The sequence below is a fragment of the Pseudomonas sp. 29 genome, assembly GCF_002754355.1.
GTDB lineage: Bacteria > Pseudomonadota > Gammaproteobacteria > Pseudomonadales > Pseudomonadaceae > Aquipseudomonas > Aquipseudomonas neuropathica.
Genome location: NZ_PEEY01000001.1, coordinates 3,559,408 through 3,576,943, shown reverse-complemented (window position 1 = coordinate 3,576,943; position 17,536 = coordinate 3,559,408). Strand labels below are relative to the sequence as shown.

Genomic DNA, 17,536 nt, shown 5'->3' with positions numbered 1-17,536 from the left:
CTACATGGGAACGCATTCCAAATGTAGGAGTGAGCCTGCTCGCGATGGCGTCTTTACTAACGCTGAAGATTACTTGGTAGGTTTTACGGTAACCGGCGCCTTGCCCGCCTTCATCTGCTCCAGCAACGGCGCACACTGATTCGGCTCACCGCCACTCGGTGCCACCAGCGCCAACAGCCCCGCCGCCGGCGCGGCGATCACACCCAGCGCAACCATCCCCGCCCCGCGCAACATCAGCGGCACAGCCTTCACACCCGCGTCCGGCTTGATGAACTTGCCGCGCACGTAAAGCGGTGAACGCAGGGAAATCAAACGCCAGCCCTTGGATTCCGGGGTCACCGTCAGGTCGAGTTGCTCGGTGGCCATGTTCGCCGTGCCGTCGATATAGATGATCGCGTTCTCGGTATCGAAGACAAACAGCTGCGTGGTCGCCAGACCGGTCTTGATGTCGAAGTCCGCCGCCGCGCAGTTGATCTTCACTTCCTTGTCGCCAAAGATCTTGCCGACCACATAGTTGCCGACGTTGAGCCCGGCCAGTTCCATCAGCTCACGGCTGATCGCGCCGTCGTTGATCAACATCTTCAACTTGCCGTTGGCGCCGCCCAGCAGTTTGGCCACCGAGTTGCCGCGACCAGTGATATCGGCGTCGCCGTTGAGTTCACCGAAACTGGTCTTCATCGGCTCGAACGTCGGGAACAGCTCCTTGAGCTTGAACTTGCGCGCGGTCAATTTCGCGCGGCCCTCAAGCGGTTCGGTACGACCGTTGAGGCGGATCTGTGCATCAAGATTGCCGCCCGCCACGCCAAAGCGCAGTGGCTCCAGGCTGAGCTCGCCATCGTTAAGTTTCAGGTGGGTATAGAGGTCGTTGAACGGCAGTTTCTCGCTGTGGACGATGCGCTTGCCGGTGAACTCGACGTCGGCATCCATCGCGCGCCAGCGGTCGGTCTTGAACTCTTCCACCGGCAGCACTTTATCGACCGGCTGTTTGCTCTCGCCGCCGCGCGCCTTCTGCTTGTCATTGGAGTCAGCGCCGATCAGCGGTGCGAGGTCAGCGAACAACAGTTGATTGGAAAGCAACGCGCCGCTGAGTTTCGGCCGTGGCTGGCTGGCGACGTAGGTAAGGTCGCCATGGATGTCGCTGCTGCCGATCTTGCCGTTGAACTGCTCGTAGGTAAATTTCGCCCCGGCCTCATCGTGCAGTTTGGCGATCAAGTGACCGTCAGTGGAATACGGAGGGGTGTCCGGCAGGGTCACGCCAGTCAGCGGATAAAGATTGCCGAGGCTCGCGCCTGCCAGTTTCAGGCGCAGATCGAGGGCGCCGAGGTTGAGCGGATCCGTCAGCGTGCCGGCCAGTTCGATGCGAGTGTCGCCGATCTTCGCCTGGGCCTGCAGCGGGAATGGCTTGCGCGCATCCTGCAAGGCGAGCAGCCCACCGATCTTGCCTTGGCCGGTGAGGTTTTGACCGTGGTATTGGCCTTTGACCTTCAAGGCAAACGCGTAATCCTGCGGCGCACCGCCCTTGTCCTGCGCAGTCTTGGCTGCTTTGTCACCGACGATATCGCTGTAGGGGATGGGTTTGCCCAGCGGATCGATCAGCACATCCAGATTGGTTTTGAGCGTTTGATCGTCGAGGGTGACATGGCCCTTGTCAAAACCGATGGCGCCGATGTCGACCACCCAGCTCGAGGGTTCAGCGTTCGGATCTTTCGGGTCGAACTTGAATGTCCAGTTGGCGCGGCCATCGGCCAGACGCTGCAACTCGGCATTGGGTTCGGTCAGGTCGATGCGCGGAATCACCACGCGTTGCGCCAGCAATGCCAGCGGCGAGATACGCAGCTCAACGCGTTTGAGCGTGACCATCTGCTGCTTTTTCGACCAGTCCGGGTTGCCCAGGCTCAAATCCTCAGCGACCACGTGCGGCCACGGCACCCAGGCGCGCCAGCCACCCTCGTCCGGCTCGCGCTGCCAGATCACCGCGAGGTTGCCATTGATGGCAAACGGTCGGTGCAGTTCTTCCGAGACTTTGGCGTTGAGCGGCGGTTTGATCCGGTTCCAGTCGAAGAACACGATGATCAACACCAGCACGGCCAGTAGCAGCACGAGGATGGCGAAGGTCCAGCTGAAGATTTTTCCAGTGCGCGTCATGCACAAAGCTCCTGATCACGACCGCACGCAAAGACTGCGGCGTACGGCTGAAACGGCGGGCCAAAGCGGCCCTCATGAAATCTACGACTGGCAAACCAGCCGCAGGTTTAATCGAAAGGCCGATTACCGCGCAAAAAGTTGCGCGAAATCTGACCAGTCAGTCGAACAGTGTTACCGCGACCCGCACTTTTGCGAGGCGCGAGTGAGTCGGAAATACCCACCCCGGTGCAAAACCGTCGCCCGGAAAGCCGCGATCTAGAGCCTCCCGGCAGAACAATCAATTCTGTTGATTATTACCATTGCGTTTATGAACTTTTATATCGACTTATCGAGAGTAGCATTGCCCTCGTACCCACTTTATCGCCCTCCCAAGGAGCAACCCATCATGAAACGCCAATTACTGCTCAGCCTTACCCTGTCGATGCTAGCCAGCACTGCTTTCGCCCTGCCCGCTGCCGACCAGGCTACCCCGCAAGTGAAATCCAGCCACTCGGTATTCAGCCAGACCGTAGCAGCTGATGGTTCGGACCGTACCCCACAAGGCCAGACCCTGGCTGAAGGCGGCCGTGATCGCCTGGAAGAGAAAGGCCTGGTTCAGGACGGCTACGACAAGACCCCACAAGGTCAGACCCTGGCTTCCGACGGCAGCGACCGCACCCCTCAAGGCCAGACCCTGGCTTCCGACGGTAGCGACCGCACCCCACAAGGCCAGACCCTGGCTTCCGACGGTAGCGACCGCACCCCACAAGGCCAGACCCTGGCTTCCGACGGTAGCGACCGCACCCCACAAGGCCAGACCCTGGCATCTGACGGCGGCGACCGCACTCCACAAGGTCAAACCCTTGCCGAAGGTGGTGGTGACCGTGTGATCGAACGCAACAGTGCCTTGAGCTAAGCCCATGGCGGCCTCGAAAAAAAGCCCAATCACCGGATTGGGCTTTTGACTTTTCTGGCCGGTGAAATCTTCTGCTCCATGTCCTCTCGTTCGACGCCGACAAAGCCGATTTGCTAGAGTGCGGCGCTTGTCCTGCCAAAGAACACACCCTGCGATGCTGCCCCGCGCCGAACAGAAACAACAGACCCGCAACGCCTTGATGGACGCTGCCCGCCACCTCATGGAAAGCGGCCGAGGATTCGGCAGCCTGAGCCTGCGCGAAGTGACCAAAACCGCCGGGATTGTGCCCACCGGTTTCTACCGGCATTTTGCCGATATGGATGAGCTCGGCCTGGTGCTGGTCAGTGAAGTCGGCCAGACCTTCCGTGAAACCATCCGCTTGGTGCGCCACAACGAATTCGTCATGGGCGGCATCATCGATGCCTCGGTGCGGATCTTCCTCGACGTGGTCAGCGCCAATCGCTCGCAATTCCTGTTTCTCGCCCGTGAGCAGTACGGTGGCTCGCTGCCGGTGCGTCAGGCAATCGGCCGGTTGCGCGAGAACATCAGCTCCGACCTGGCGGCCGACCTGACGATGATGCCCAAGCTTCAGCACCTGGATGCCGCCGGTTTGAGCGTGATGGCTGACCTGATCGTCAAATCGGTCTTCGCTACCCTCCCCGACATCATCGATCCGCCGGCCGAAGCCTTGCCGGAACATCTGACGCCGCAGGCGAAGATCACCCAGCAACTGCGCTTTATCTTTATTGGGCTCAAGCACTGGCAGGGGCTGGGCAGTACCGAATAACCTTCCTTTATTTCAGCCCAGACCAAATCCCCTGTGGGAGCGAGCTTGCTCGCGAAGGCGTCGTGTCAGCCAACTTCTAAATCACTGACCCACCGCTTTCGCGAGCAAGCTCGCTCCCACATTTGGTTCGGCGCATCGGCCTCCATTTGGTGCATTAAAAAATCTTCACGCACCAAAACCGTCCATATTCCCGCAACATCTCGAAACATCCACTACGCTCCGACAGGGATTTCCTACATCCCGTCCGATTGGCAAGGCCCTTGCTCTAGCCAGAGTATTGTCCATAGCTGGAAGCTTTCCGATGCTGGTGATTCACCGCAGAATCGACCCTCAACCCGTCTGGGCCGCCGAGTTGCACCTGACCTTCGAAGCGCGGAGCAAAAGCCGTTTGCGCTGTTTCAGTGCCGAGGGCGAAGACGTCGGGTTGTTTTTGGAGCGCGGTCAGCCGCCGCTGTATGACGGCGAATGCCTACAAGCTGAAGACGGCCGCATCGTCCGCGTCTGCGCCCGCCCCGAGCAATTGCTGCACGTCACCTGCGCCAACGCCTTCGAACTGACCCGCGCTGCCTATCACTTGGGTAACCGCCACGTCGCCTTGCAGGTTGGCGATGGCTGGCTTCGCCTGCTCGACGATTACGTGCTCAAGGCGATGCTCGAACAGCTTGGTGCGCAGGTAGAAGCGATCGAAGCGCCATTCCAGCCCGAGCACGGTGCCTATGGCGGCGGCCATCACCATTCACGCCACGGCGACGAAGACTTCAACTACGCGCCGAAACTCCATCAGTTCGGCGTACGCCTGTGAATCCGGCCTGGGCGCTGCTGCGCCTGGCCAGTCCGCAATTGCCGATTGGCGGCTACAGCTATTCGCAAGGCCTGGAAATGGCGGTGGATAACGGCCGCGTGAACAACCCGGACAGTGCCCGGCGCTGGATCAGCGATCAGTTACTGCTCAACCTCGCCCGCTTCGAAGCGCCGCTGCTGCTCGCGCATTGCCAGGCAGCGGCGGATGAACAGTGGGCTGAATTGCAGATCCTTTGCGAAAGCCATCGCGCCAGTCGCGAGACGCGCGAGTTGCATCTGGAGAGCCGGCAGATGGGCTATTCGTTGCAGCAGTTGCTCAATGGTTTGCCGGAACTCGACGCAGCCGCCCGCGATTTTCTTGATCAATGCCCCGAACCGCATCTGGCCCTGTGCTGGGCGCTGGCCGCGCGCGCTTGGGGCATCAGCCCGCAAGACGCCCTCGCCGCGTGGTTATGGAGCTGGCTGGAAAACCAGCTCGCCGTCCTGATGAAAACCTTGCCGCTGGGCCAGCAAGCCGCCCAGCGCCTGACCAGCGAACTGCTGCCGTTGTTACAACAGGCGCAGCAGGACGCGAGCCGAATCAACCCCGACCACATGGGCAGCGCCGCGTTCGGCCTGTCCTTGGCGTGCATGGCCCACGAGCGCCAGTACAGCCGCCTCTTCCGCTCTTAGGAGAAACAACCATGAACACACAACCTCTGCGCGTCGGCATCGGCGGCCCGGTCGGTTCCGGTAAAACCGCGTTGACCCTGGCCCTGTGCCTGGCCCTGCGCGAGCGCTACAACCTCGCCGTGGTCACCAACGATATCTACACCCGCGAAGACGCCGATTTTCTCGTGCGCAACGAAGCCCTCGCGCCGGAACGGATCATCGGCGTGGAAACCGGTGGCTGTCCGCACACCGCGATCCGCGAAGACGCCTCGATCAACCTGGAAGCGGTCGATCAACTGAACCGGCGTTTTCCGGGGCTGGATCTGATTCTGGTGGAATCCGGCGGCGACAACCTGTCGGCGACTTTCAGCCCGGAGCTGTCCGACCTGACCATCTACGTGATCGACGTCTCAGCGGGCGACAAATTGCCGCGCAAGGGCGGGCCGGGGATCTGCAAATCCGATCTGCTGGTGATCAACAAGATCGACCTGGCGCCGCTGGTGGGCGCCTCGCTGGAGATGATGGACAGCGACACCAAACGCATGCGTAACGGCAAGCCGTTCGTCTTCAGCAACCAGAAAACCGGTCAGGGCCTTGAGCAAATCATCGCCTTCATCGAACGCCAGGGCCTGCTGACCGCAGCCTGATTCACTGCTCAACAAGGAAGCTTATCCATGACACTCAAACGTATTCTTGGCGCCGTGGCGCTGCTGCTGACGCCAGCGCTGGCCTTCGCTCACCCGGGGCATGGCGACAGCGGCCTGGTCGCTGGTATCAGCCACCCGATTGGCGGCCTCGACCATTTGCTGGCGATGCTGGCTGTCGGTTTGTGGGCTGCGCAGCAGCAGGGCGCCGCGCGCTGGGCGCTGCCGTGCACGTTTGTCGGCACCATGCTGATCGGCGGCATGCTCGGTTTTGAAGGGCTGGAATTGCCAGCGCTGGAAAGCGGAATTGCCGCATCGGTGCTGGCGCTGGGTCTGGCAGTGGCCTTGGCGGTGCGGCCGCCGTTGGTCATGGCAGTAGCGGCGACGGCGCTGTTTGCGTTGTTCCATGGCGTGGCGCATGGTCTGGAACTGCCAGACATGAGCAGTCCTTGGGCGTATGCGGCGGGTTTCGTTGTGGCGACCGCCGCTTTGCATGCCGTCGGTTATGGCGTGGTTCGCGTGTTGCCGCAGGCAGCGGCGCCGCTGGTGCGGTTGGCGGGTGCGGCTTCGGCGGTGACTGGGGCTTGGTTGCTAGCAGGCTAGTTTTTATTGTCTGAACTGGCCTTTTCGCGAGCAAGCTCGCTCCCACGTTGGATTTGTGGCGAACACAAAACCTGTGGGAGCGAGCTTGCTCGCGAAGGCGGCCGATCAGACGCCGCATCGCTGATGTCAGTCTCTCTGCTACCATGTCGCGCAATCGCCCCAGCCGTGACGACGTCCGCCCATGCCCCACGCTTCTTGCTCCACCTCCCTGCCCGAATTGACCGCCCTGTTCGGCGCTGTGCAGCAGCATTTCGTCAACGTGATCGTGCCGCTCTGGCAAGGCCCGGGCTGGAACGCCGACATGGCGTTGCCCTACGAGGCGCTGGACGCCGCGCATCAGCCGCTGCCACCGCAGCGCTATCGGGCGATGGCCTGTGCACGGCAGCTGTATCTGTTTTCCAGTCTGATCGGGGTTGTGGATAACGCTGAAGTGCGTGCAGCGGCACTGTTCCGCTCCTTGCAACGGCACTTTCATGATGCCGAGCATGGCGGCTGGTTCTACAGCATCGACGCCCAAGGCAAACCGCTGGACCAGCGCAAGGATCTCTACACCCACGCCTTTATCCTGTTTGCCTGCGCGCATTACTGGGCAAAATCCGGCGATCCGCTGGTCGAGTCGACGTTGAATGCGGCGCTGGAAATCATCGGCCGGCGCTTCGCCACCGGCGATGGCTTGTACGAAGCCTGCCTGGAACGGGACTGGATCACCCTGCAAACCGGTCCGCTGCAAAACCCGTTGATGCATCTGGCCGAAGCGTTCCTCGCCACCCTTGCCGTGCGCGAAGATGCCCAAACGCAGACAGCGTTGCTGGCGTTATGCACAGCCATGCACAAGCAGTTCGTCGATCCGCAATATGGCGTGTTGATGGAGAAGCCGCTCGGGGCTGTGGATAACTGGTATGAGCCGGGGCATCAGTTCGAATGGTATTTCCTGCTCGAATCGTCGCCGTTATTACGTGGTTCGAAACTGCATACAGCACTGGACCGGGCATTTGCCTTCACCGAGCAATACGGTGTGGTGCAGTCATCCGGCGCGGTACGGGCGATGCTCGATCTGGAAACGGATGGACGCCCGCGAGACTCGACTCAACGGATCTGGGCTCAGGCGGAATATCTGCGGGCGCTGACGTTGCGTCAGGGTAGTGAAGCGGTGGTGCTGCGCCAGTTGCAGGCATTGCAGCAGCGGTTTTTGCATGCTGATGGCTGGCATGAGTGCCGGGATGAGTTGGGCGAGGTGAGTCGCAAGGACATGCCTTCGACTACGCCGTATCACTTGGCGACTTGCTATAGCGGCCTGGCTGAATATCTTCGCTGACGGATAAATAGCTATCGCGAGCAGGCTCACTCCTACAGGGGAACGCATTCCAAATGTAGGAGTGAGCCTGCTCCGGGCGGCGATCCGACGATTAGCCGTTATGCGGTCTCTAGGCGATCCACTTCTTGTCCCCGGTAAAGCTGATGGTTAGCCAGCGCGCTGCATCCGGCTTGCCCAGCTTCGCCGAGATCTCTTCGCGCAACGCATCCAGTTGCCCGACATTGCTCAGCGCATAATCCGCCGGCAACACCACATGAATCTCGATAAACCGCGCCCGCCCGTGCTTCTGCACGTACGACACGTAATCGTCGAAACCATGCTCGATCTTCGCCGCGTCCATCACCTGGCGCACCTGATCATCCAGCGTGTCCGGCGCGATCCCCAGCACATCGCGTAAGGCCGGGCCAAGAATCTTGAACGCCGGCGGCAACATGGTCAGGGCCAGCACGATCAGGATCAGCGGGTCGACATACACCGCCCACTGACCATAACCCTGAGACTTGAGCAGCAGCGCCGCGAGGAAACTGATCAAAAGGCCCACGGACAGCATCGCGTCCACCAGCCAACTGATGTTGTCGAACTGGATCAGACTGGATTTGAGCTTGCGGTTACGGTGCCGGACGTAGAAAAAGTAGGCGAACTCGACCACGGTAAACACCGCGGCATAAATGATCACCAGCCCCAACTCGATGTCGCGGCCACCGTTGATGATGCCGAACACGCCGTTGAGAAACGCGTAGATCGCGATCAACATCAGGAAGCTGCCTTCGATCAGCAGCACCATCGGCTCCAGGTGCCAGAAACCGAACTGGAAACGGTGGTTGCTTTGCTTGGCGATCAGCTTGGCAGTGATCAGCATCAGGACTTTGATGAAGGTTGCGATCAGCGAGAAAAAACCATCGAACAGGATGGATTGCGAACCTGAAACAAAACCGGTGACGATCCCAGCAATCGCCACCGCCAACATCAGAATGGTCGATTGTTTGAGCAGTGCCTGCTCACCTCGGTTACTCACTTTGACTCCTCGAAAAACCCTGAAAACCGCGGGGTGCGGTTGGGTTGTTGCGAGGGGAGTTTACCTTATCGGGATTTATTGCCTGTGACGGCCCCTTCGCGAGCAAGCTCGCTCCCACATGAGACCGCGATCAAATGTGGGAGCGAGCTTGCTCGCGAATGGCTTCAACGCGGTCTTAGGCCTTGTTCCGCTCGATGGCAAAACCCGCCCAGGTCTGGCTCACCGGCATCAATTCCAGACTGTTGATGTTGATGTGCGCCGGCGCGTTCATCACCCAGAAAATCGTCTCGGCAATGTCCTGCGGCTGGATCGGCTCGGCACCAGCGTAGGTCGCGTTGTAGCGTTCCTGATCGCCGGCAAAACGCACCAGCGAGAACTCGCTCTCGCACAGCCCCGGCTCAATGTTGCTGACCCGCACGCCCGTGCCTTGCAAGTCGCAACGCAGGTTCAGCGAGAACTGTTTAACGAACGCCTTGGTTGCGCCATACACATGGCTGCCCGGATACGGATAGTTGCCAGCAATGGAGCCAAGGTTGACGATGCCGGCGCCACGGCCATGGGCGATCAGGCGCGGCAGCAGCAAGCGGGTGGCGTACATCAGGCCTTTGACGTTGGTGTCGACCATGGTGTCCCAATCGTCGAGATCGCACTTCGGCGCCGGGTCCACGCCCAATGCCAGACCGGCGTTGTTAATCAGGCCACGCAGCTTGGCGAACGACGGCGGCAGGTTGGCAATCGCCGCTTCCATCGCCTTGCGGTCACGCACATCAAGCACCAGACCGTGCACTTCGGTCTGTTTCGACAATTCGGCGCACAACGCATTGAGGCGTTCTTCACGACGGCCGGTCAGCACCAGTTTCCAGCCAGCCTCGGCAAAACGGCGGGCGCAGGCTTCACCAAATCCGGACGTCGCGCCGGTGATAAACAGGGTGTTGGACATCGTGTTCTCCTTGCTTCGGCCGCCGGGGCAGCCCTTGGAATAGAAAATCAGCAGGCAGCATGCCCGCCCGCGCATTCACGGGCAACACCCACAAGCTGTACAAAAAACAACCAGACATGCCAACGCCATAGCGACCGTGGCCTGTAGCCATGTGCACGCATGTTATCCACAGTCCCTTCCACAGTTTCCGGGGGCAACTGGAAACGCGCAAAGCCGCGCCACACAAGGCTTTGCGGGCGAAATAGAAAGTTTTTTGCTTGACCCTGAAGCGGCAGATGTGCGGGAGATGGCATTTTGCACGACCGAGCAGTCAGCGCAGTGATTGCGCGAGGCCAGTAATTACGGCCCTCAGCGCAGTCTTTCCAGAGTTTAATCACAGACTTATCCACAGGCTTGTTCACCCGGAATCGCTGCTATCCGCGACACTATAAAAAGGTTGACAACAAAGACTTCAAGCCACGCAAAAACGCCTGATCAAAAAACAACCACACACTTGCAGACCACGGTTTACATGGCGCGCAGCCAGATACACCCACGTTATTCACAGCCAGTTCCACAGCAAACGGGGACAAGTCAAATCTGTGGAAAAACAGCCATTTGCAGCGTCTATATGTCGCGCTTTGGCAGCTTGGGGAATTTGTTTTCCACAATTCTGGATTCTGGCGCAGATCAACTGTAGGAGTGAGCCTGCTCGCGATAGCGGTGTATCAGCTATCGGTGATGGCGAATGGGAAACCACGATCGCGAGCAGGCTCACTCCTACAGGGGGTTGCGGTGGATTTGCGAGATAAAAAAACCCCGGGACTTTCGTCGCCGGGGCTGTGCATAACGTCGAAGAATCAGTGCCCGCCCAGATAGGCGTTACGCACCTCCTCATTCACCAGCAACTCTTTACCCGTGCCCGTCAGGCGAATCTCGCCGTTAACCATCACATATGCGCGGTCCGACAGCTTCAGCGCATGGTTAGCGTTCTGCTCGACGAGGAAAATGGTCATGCCGGTTTTCGCCAATTCCCGCAGGGTCGCGAAAATCTGCTTCACCACAATCGGCGCCAGGCCCAGGCTAGGCTCATCGAGCAGCAACAACTTTGGTCGGCTCATCAAGGCACGGGCAATGGCGAGCATTTGCTGTTCACCACCAGACATGGTCATCGCCCGTTGGTTACGTCGCTCTTCCAGCCGTGGAAACAGCGTAAACATGCGCTGCATGTCCTCTTTGGCGTACTTGTCGCCAATCGGAATGGTGCCCATCAGCAGGTTTTCCTCGACGGTCATGTCGGGGAACACTCGCCGCCCTTCCGGCGACTGCGCAATGCCGTTGGAAGCGATGTAGTGCGAGGACTTGTGGGTGATGTCGACGCCTTGATAAAGAATCTGCCCGCCTGCCGCCCGTGGCTGGCCGAAGATCGACATCAGCAACGTCGATTTGCCGGCACCGTTGGAGCCGATCAGGCTGACGGTTTCCCCTTCGTTGATCTGCAGCGAAACACCTTTGAGGGCCTGGATCGGACCATAGAAGACGTCGAGGTCTTTGAGTTCGAGGATCGGTTGCGTCATACCAGCTCCTCTTCGTCGGCGCCCAGATAGGCTGCGATCACCTTCGGATCGTTGCGGATCGCTTCAGGCCCGCCTTCGGCGATGACGATGCCGTGGTCCAGCACCACGATGTGGTCGGAAATGCTCATAACCATGCCCATGTCGTGTTCGATCAGCACCACGGTCAGATCGTGCTCGTCGCGCAGCAGCCGGATCATCGCGCTGAGCGCTTCGGTTTCCTGAGGGTTGAGGCCGGCGGCCGGTTCATCGAGGCAGATGATCTGCGGCCGCGTGCACATGGCCCGGGCAATTTCCAGACGACGCTGTTGGCCGTAGGAAAGCTCACCGGCGAGCCGGTTGGCGCAGTCCACCAGATCGACCACCTCCAGCCAGTAGAACGCGCAATCCAGCGCATCACTTTCGGCCTTGCGGTAGCCCTTGGTGTTGAGAATACCGGCCAGCATGTTGCGGTTGACCCACATGTGCTGGGCCACCAGCAGGTTTTCCAGCACCGACATTTCCTTGAACAGGCGAATGTTCTGGAACGTCCGCGCCAGGCCTGCCCGGTTCACCAAGTGCGTACCGCCGAACATCTTGTAGTACATACGGCTGAGGAATGACTTCGGCGATACGAAATCGGTCGGTTTGAACGACTCGCCCAGCAACTGGATGACGTTGGTCTGCTGGCCGCGCACATTGAGTTCGATCTTGCCGCCCGAGGCCTTGTAGAACCCGGTCAGGCAGTTGAACACCGTGGTCTTGCCTGCACCGTTGGGGCCGATCAGGGCGAAGATCGAGTTGCGTTTGACCTTCAGGCTGACATCGCTCAAAGCCTTGATGCCACCGAAATGCATCATCAGTTTTTCAACAGAGAGTACGACTTCACTCATGGCGCAGTCCTCTCATAGTGAATGGCACCTTTGCGTGGAGTGACCCCGGTCCGGCTGATGCGAATCAGCCCGCGCGGTCGCCAGATCATCATCAAGACCATCAGGATGCCGAACAGCAGCACGCGATATTCGGCGAAGCCGCGCAGCAATTCCGGAGCAACGGTGAGCACGAATGCCGCGATCACCACGCCGATGGTCGAGCCCATGCCGCCGAGTACGACGATGGCGAGGATCAGTGCCGATTCGAAGAAGGTGAACGAGGTCGGGTTGACGAAGCCTTGGTAGGTGGCGAAGAACACCCCGGCCAGACCCGCCGTCGACGCACCGATGGTGAACGCCGAAAGCTTGACCAGCACGTGGTTCAGACCCATTGAACGGCAGGCGATCTCATCTTCACGCAAGGCTTCCCAGGCGCGACCGACCGGCATTTTCACCAGCCGATGCTTGATGTAGAGCACGGCCAGCACCACCAGGAACAAGACTGCGTAGATGAAGTAGTACTTCACGTCCGGGTTGTAGGCGATGCCGAAGAACTCATGGAACGGCACCCCGCCATCCTTCGCCCGCTTGCCGAACTCCAGACCGAAGAACGTCGGCAGTGGCGCCGGCATGCCGTTCGGGCCGCCAGTCAGCGACAACCAGTTGTTGAGGATCAGACGAATGATTTCACCGAAGCCCAGGGTCACGATCGCCAGGTAGTCGCCATGCAGACGCAGCACCGGGAAACCGAGGATGCAACCGGCCAGCCCGGCAGTGATCGCAGCCAGCGGCAACACCGTCCAGAACCCCAGCCCCAGGTATTGATAACCCAAGGCCAGACCGTAGGCACCGATGGCGTAGAACGCCACATAACCAAGGTCGAGCAGACCGGCCAGACCGACCACGATGTTCAACCCCAGCCCCAGCAGCACGTAAATCAGCCCGAGGATGACCACGCCGAGCAGATAGGAGTTGGAGACAAACGGCACGATGACCGCCAGCACAATCAGCAACGGAATGATCCAGCGCAGCGAGGATTTGTGATCGGCAGGCAGCACGTGCACACCAGAGCCGGTGCTCTCGAATCCGTCGAGAATTTTCAGGCCCTTGGGCGTTTGCAGGAACAGGCTGAGGGCAAAGCGGCCGATCATGACAATGCCGATGATCCAGGCCACGCGGGTCGGTTCGAGGTTAAAGCTGTAACCCTCAAGCACGACGCCGACAATCGGGCCGAAAACGATCAGGGCAATCAGGCCGGCAAGAATCGCCTCAACCAGGCTTTTTTTGATATCGATGGATTTTTGAGTGGTTGAAGACATCGCTTACACCTTCGACACAAGAGGACGGCCCAACAGGCCCTGCGGCCGGAAGACCAGAACAAGTACGAGCAGCGAGAAGCTGAACACGTCTTTGTAGTCGGAGTTGACCAGGCCGGAGAACAGCGACTCGGAGATGCCGAGGATGATCCCGCCGAGCATTGCCCCGGGCAATGAACCGATCCCGCCGAGTACCGCTGCGGTAAACGCCTTGATGCCGATAATGAAGCCGGCATAGAAGTCGAAGGTGCCGTAGTTCATGGTGATCAGCACGCCGGCCAGCGCCGCCATGGCTGCACCGATGATGAACACATAGGAAATGACCCGATCGGTATTGATGCCGAGGATCGAAGCCATCTTGCGGTCTTGCTGGGTCGCACGACACATGCGTCCGAGCTTGGTGTACTTGATGACGTAGGTCAGCAGGCCCATGCCGACGAATGCGGCCACCAGAATGAAGACTTTGGTGTAGGTCAGTTGCACGAAGCCGGTACCGACTTCAACACGCCACGCACCGGTCAGCAGGGTAGGTACGCCCTGTTGTTTGGCGCCCTGGGCGATCTGTGCGTAGTTTTGCAGAATCAGCGAGATGCCGATGGCGCTGATCAACGGTGCCAGGCGGGTGGAGTTGCGCAGGGGTTTGTAAGCGACACGCTCGATGACCCAGCCATACACCGCAGTGATCACGATGGTGAAAATCAGGGTGCCGAGCATCAGCAGCGGGAAGGATTCAATACCGAAGTAAGCCAGCAGAGCCAGACTGATTGCCGCCAGGTAAGCAGAAATCATGTAAACCTCGCCGTGGGCGAAGTTGATCATGCCGATGATGCCGTAGACCATTGTGTAGCCGATGGCGATCAGGCCATAGACCGACCCGAGGGTCAGGCCGTTGACCAGTTGCTGCAGGAAAATACCATCCATAACGCAATCTCACGCAGTGAGAACCTGCACACCTGTGGAGTGCGGTTCTTCTAGGAAAAATACAGATTTACGTCGGAGCAATGTCAGAGCGCGATTCACCCGTCACCACCGCCCCCTGTAGGAGTGAGCCTGCTCGCGATAGCGGATTAACATTCAACACATGTGTTGCCTGTAACTCCGTCTTCGCGAGCAGGCTCGCTCCCACATTGGATCGGTGGGGATCAGCTGATCGCGTCAGCCCTTACTTCTGTTTTTCCAACTGGTGATATTTGCCGTCCTTGTCCCACTGGTAAACCACGTAGTCGGAGACTTTCAGGTCGCCCTTGGAGTCCCAGGTTTTTTCACCCATGACGGTTTTAACCGGGTTTTTCTTCAGCCAGGCCGCAGCCTCTTCGCCCTTGTTGGACTTCGCGCCGTTGAACGCGGCAGCCAGGGTTTGCACCGAAGCGTAGGCGTACAGGGTGTAGCCTTCAGGCTCGGTACCGGCCTTGCGGAAAGCATCTACCACGGTCTTGCTGTCTGGTAGCAGGCGTGGGTCGGCGCCGAAGGTCATCAGTACGCCGTCGACGAATTGCGGGCCACCGGCGGTGGTCACCAGTTCGTCAGTCACGATGCCGTCATCGGACATGAACTTGACGTCTTTCAGGCCTTGTTCACGCAGTTGGCGAACCAGCGGGCCGGCTTCCGGGTGCAGACCGCCGAAGTAGACGACGTCGGCGCCAGCGCCACGGATCTTGGTAACGATGGTGCTGAAGTCTTTTTCGCCACGGGTCAGGCCTTCGTACAACACAGGCGTCACGCCGCGCTTGACCAGTTGGGCTTTGGTGGCATCCGCCAGGCCTTGGCCGTAGGTGTCTTTGTCGTGCAGTACGACGACTTTCTTGCCCTTGAGCACGTCGACGATGTAGTCGCCGGCCACAATGCCTTGCTGATCGTCACGCCCGCACATACGGAACATGGCGCTGAGGCCACGCTCGGTGACTTGTGGGTTGGTCGAACCCGGGGTGATCGCGATGATCCCGGCTTCGTCGTAGATTTCCGACGCTGGAATAGTCGAAGAGGAGCAGAAATGACCGACCACGCCGGCGACTTTCTGGTTGGTGAGGTCCTTGGCGACCGTCACGGCCTGCTTCGGTTCGCAGGCGTCATCGCCTTTGACCAGTACGATTTTCTCCCCATTGACGCCGCCTGCCGCGTTGACTGCGTCAGCCGCTGCCTGTGCACCCTTCATGTACTGCTCGCCAAATGCCGCGTTGGCGCCCGTCATTGGACCCGCTACACCGATTTTCACATCAGCTTGAGCAAACGCAGAAACACCCAACGCAGTAGCCACTGCGAGGGCCAGAAAGCCTTTCTTGTAAAACGTCTGGGACATGAGGTGGTGCTCCAAGGTTTTTTTTAGTTGGCACTGCGACTTCACTTCACTGATTGCTCTGAGCAAGGGCCGTGCCATCGGTTTTTTATTCTTCAAAAAGTCGCTGCTTTCTTGTTATTTCGACTGTTTCGTTCCCATTTTCATTGGGCGTGCAACCGTCTAAACCGCGGAAGGTGAAACCATTTATTTTTTCCGGCGCAACCCGCACGCGCCATCATTGCAACCGCGGCGCCAAACGACGTGCAACCAGCCTGTAACAGCCCGCGTCACCGAACTGCACACTGCTGGTGCGGGACTGCTACAACCCGCACCATTACAGGCTAGTCGCTACGTGAAAAAGCGCCGCGTCCGGCAACATATTTCAACACTCAAATCACAATGCGCAGGCACTGGCCCGCGTGATACAGCGAGAACCCGGCCTCGTACAGGCAACTGCGCAAGCCCACACCGGTCAGGGGCTGCATCGGTGCGAAGGGAATCGGCAGGGCTTGAGGATTTCCGTTACACAGGTAATCAGCGAAAGCCTTGCCGACCACGGTGCCGGTGGTGACGCCACGGCCGTTGTAACCGGTGACGGCCACCAGTCCCGGCGCCGGCTCGAACAGGCGCATGAGGTGATCTGGCGTAAAAGCTATACGCCCGGTCCAGGTGCATTCCCACTCGACCGGTTTCAGATTGGGGAAATAATGCTGCTGCACGCGATCGGCCCAGGCCTTGAGAAACCAGGTCGGTTTTTGATTGCCGTTGCCCAGGCTGCCGAGCAATAACCGCCCTTCTTTGTCACGGCGGATGCTGCTCAACACCTGACGCGTATCCCACGAGCCCTGCCCGCCCGGAAGAATTGCCTGCGCGGCGTCTTCGCTCAGCGGCACCGAAGCGACCTGATAGTAGTAACCGGGGAAGAAGTTGCGCTTGAGTTCGGTCCAGTCGCCCTCGGTGTAGGCGTTGGAGGCGATGACCACTTGCTCGGCCAGCACTGAACCGTGTTCGGTCTGCACCGACCATTTCGCGCCCTGACGCTCAAGGCGAGAGACTGGGGAATGATCGAACATTTGCCCGCCGAGTCCGCTCACTGCGTTGGCCAACCCGGTGACATAAGCCATTGGGTTGAGCGTGCCGGCGCGACGATCGAGCAACGCAGCGGCAATTTTTTGCGTGCCGGTGGCTTGCTCGCAGGCCTTGCCGGTCAGCAGTTCGACTGGCGCACCACGGCGCTTCCATTGCTGCTCGCGACTGCGCAGATCCGCCTCGCCCTTGGCGTTGTGCGCCATGTGCAGGGTGCCTTCGCGGCGCAACTGGCAATCGATGTTGTACTTATCCACAAGGCTGAACACCAGCGCCGGCGCCGCTCCGAGCATGCGGTTGAGCTGGCTGCCGACCGCTTCGCCAAACCCGGCCTCAATCTCGTCCGGCGGGATCCACAGGCCGGCGTTGACCAGCCCGACGTTGCGCCCGGAACCGCCATGACCGGCGCGATGCGCTTCCAGCACGCAGACGCTTTTGCCTTTTTCCAACAGATGCAGCGCCGCCGACAATCCGGTGAACCCGGCGCCGATCACGCAGACATCGACCTTTACTTCGCCCCGCAGCGCGGTGTTATCCGGCCTTTGCGGCGTGATCTTTTCCCACAGACATTCTTCGCGTAACGGCATTGCCAGACTCCAACAGAAACCTGCCAAACACAGTGCTGATCCTGTGGGAGCGAGCTTGCTCCGGGCGGCGTT

The 17,536-nt window shown here is 59.6% G+C and carries 16 protein-coding genes; 7 read left to right on the top strand and 9 right to left on the bottom strand.

What is annotated here, in order from left to right; translation table 11 throughout:
* Nucleotides 1-69: 69 nt before the first annotated feature.
* On the bottom strand, nucleotides 70-2,145 hold the full coding sequence (locus CLU80_RS16515; protein WP_099757859.1) for an AsmA family protein: 2,076 nt from the start codon (nucleotides 2,143-2,145) through the stop codon (nucleotides 70-72).
* Nucleotides 2,146-2,530: 385 nt separating this feature from the next.
* Between CLU80_RS16515 and CLU80_RS16510 the strand changes: the two genes are divergently transcribed.
* From CLU80_RS16510 to CLU80_RS16480, 7 genes are all read left to right on the top strand, one after another.
* Nucleotides 2,531-3,040 (top strand): WD40 repeat domain-containing protein, encoded by a 510-nt coding sequence (locus CLU80_RS16510; protein WP_099757858.1) that lies wholly within the window; start codon nucleotides 2,531-2,533, stop codon nucleotides 3,038-3,040.
* A 154-nt stretch (nucleotides 3,041-3,194) separates the two neighbouring features.
* Nucleotides 3,195-3,827: a TetR family transcriptional regulator gene (locus CLU80_RS16505; protein ID WP_007915913.1), complete on the top strand. Its 633-nt coding sequence runs from the start codon at nucleotides 3,195-3,197 to the stop codon at nucleotides 3,825-3,827.
* A gap of 301 nt (nucleotides 3,828-4,128) precedes the next feature.
* Complete coding sequence (gene ureE, locus CLU80_RS16500; RefSeq protein WP_008087160.1) at nucleotides 4,129-4,629, top strand: urease accessory protein UreE; 501 nt, start codon at nucleotides 4,129-4,131, stop codon at nucleotides 4,627-4,629.
* Nucleotides 4,626-5,300: an urease accessory protein UreF gene (locus CLU80_RS16495; RefSeq protein WP_099757857.1), complete on the top strand. Its 675-nt coding sequence runs from the start codon at nucleotides 4,626-4,628 to the stop codon at nucleotides 5,298-5,300. The genes ureE and CLU80_RS16495 overlap by 4 nt, the downstream gene beginning before the upstream one ends.
* An 11-nt stretch (nucleotides 5,301-5,311) precedes the next feature.
* Complete coding sequence (ureG, locus tag CLU80_RS16490; protein WP_007915910.1) at nucleotides 5,312-5,926, top strand: urease accessory protein UreG; 615 nt, start codon at nucleotides 5,312-5,314, stop codon at nucleotides 5,924-5,926.
* Between the two features lie 27 nt (nucleotides 5,927-5,953).
* Entirely contained in the window at nucleotides 5,954-6,526 is a 573-nt protein-coding gene (locus CLU80_RS16485; RefSeq protein WP_093430201.1) for a HupE/UreJ family protein, read from the top strand.
* 181 nt (nucleotides 6,527-6,707) lie between these two features.
* A complete protein-coding gene (locus CLU80_RS16480; protein WP_099757856.1) occupies nucleotides 6,708-7,841 on the top strand; it encodes an AGE family epimerase/isomerase in 1,134 nt (377 codons plus the stop codon).
* A 109-nt stretch (nucleotides 7,842-7,950) separates the two neighbouring features.
* Here the strand turns inward: CLU80_RS16480 and CLU80_RS16475 are convergent, their stop codons facing one another.
* The 8 genes from CLU80_RS16475 to amaA form a co-directional block, all read right to left on the bottom strand.
* Nucleotides 7,951-8,856 (bottom strand): cation diffusion facilitator family transporter, encoded by a 906-nt coding sequence (locus CLU80_RS16475; RefSeq protein ID WP_095047316.1) that lies wholly within the window; start codon nucleotides 8,854-8,856, stop codon nucleotides 7,951-7,953.
* Between the two features lie 175 nt (nucleotides 8,857-9,031).
* The gene (locus CLU80_RS16465) at nucleotides 9,032-9,796 is read right to left on the bottom strand and encodes an SDR family oxidoreductase (RefSeq protein WP_093430198.1); all 765 of its coding nucleotides are present in this window, start codon (nucleotides 9,794-9,796) and stop codon (nucleotides 9,032-9,034) included.
* A gap of 839 nt (nucleotides 9,797-10,635) precedes the next feature.
* Nucleotides 10,636-11,352 (bottom strand): ABC transporter ATP-binding protein, encoded by a 717-nt coding sequence (locus CLU80_RS16455; protein ID WP_007915900.1) that lies wholly within the window; start codon nucleotides 11,350-11,352, stop codon nucleotides 10,636-10,638.
* A complete protein-coding gene (locus CLU80_RS16450) occupies nucleotides 11,349-12,221 on the bottom strand; it encodes an ABC transporter ATP-binding protein (RefSeq protein ID WP_016985385.1) in 873 nt (290 codons plus the stop codon). Before CLU80_RS16450 ends, CLU80_RS16455 begins: the two co-directional genes overlap by 4 nt.
* Nucleotides 12,218-13,519 carry a high-affinity branched-chain amino acid ABC transporter permease LivM gene (livM, locus tag CLU80_RS16445; protein WP_099757854.1) on the bottom strand — a complete coding sequence of 434 codons (1,302 nt, stop codon included), beginning with the start codon at nucleotides 13,517-13,519 and terminating at the stop codon, nucleotides 12,218-12,220. Before livM ends, CLU80_RS16450 begins: the two co-directional genes overlap by 4 nt.
* A 3-nt stretch (nucleotides 13,520-13,522) precedes the next feature.
* A complete protein-coding gene (locus CLU80_RS16440; RefSeq protein ID WP_007915894.1) occupies nucleotides 13,523-14,437 on the bottom strand; it encodes an ABC transporter permease subunit in 915 nt (304 codons plus the stop codon).
* 241 nt (nucleotides 14,438-14,678) lie between these two features.
* A complete protein-coding gene (locus CLU80_RS16435) occupies nucleotides 14,679-15,812 on the bottom strand; it encodes an ABC transporter substrate-binding protein (RefSeq protein WP_007915892.1) in 1,134 nt (377 codons plus the stop codon).
* Between the two features lie 368 nt (nucleotides 15,813-16,180).
* Entirely contained in the window at nucleotides 16,181-17,464 is a 1,284-nt protein-coding gene (gene amaA / locus CLU80_RS16430) for an L-pipecolate oxidase (RefSeq protein WP_099757853.1), read from the bottom strand.
* Nucleotides 17,465-17,536 lie beyond the last annotated feature (72 nt).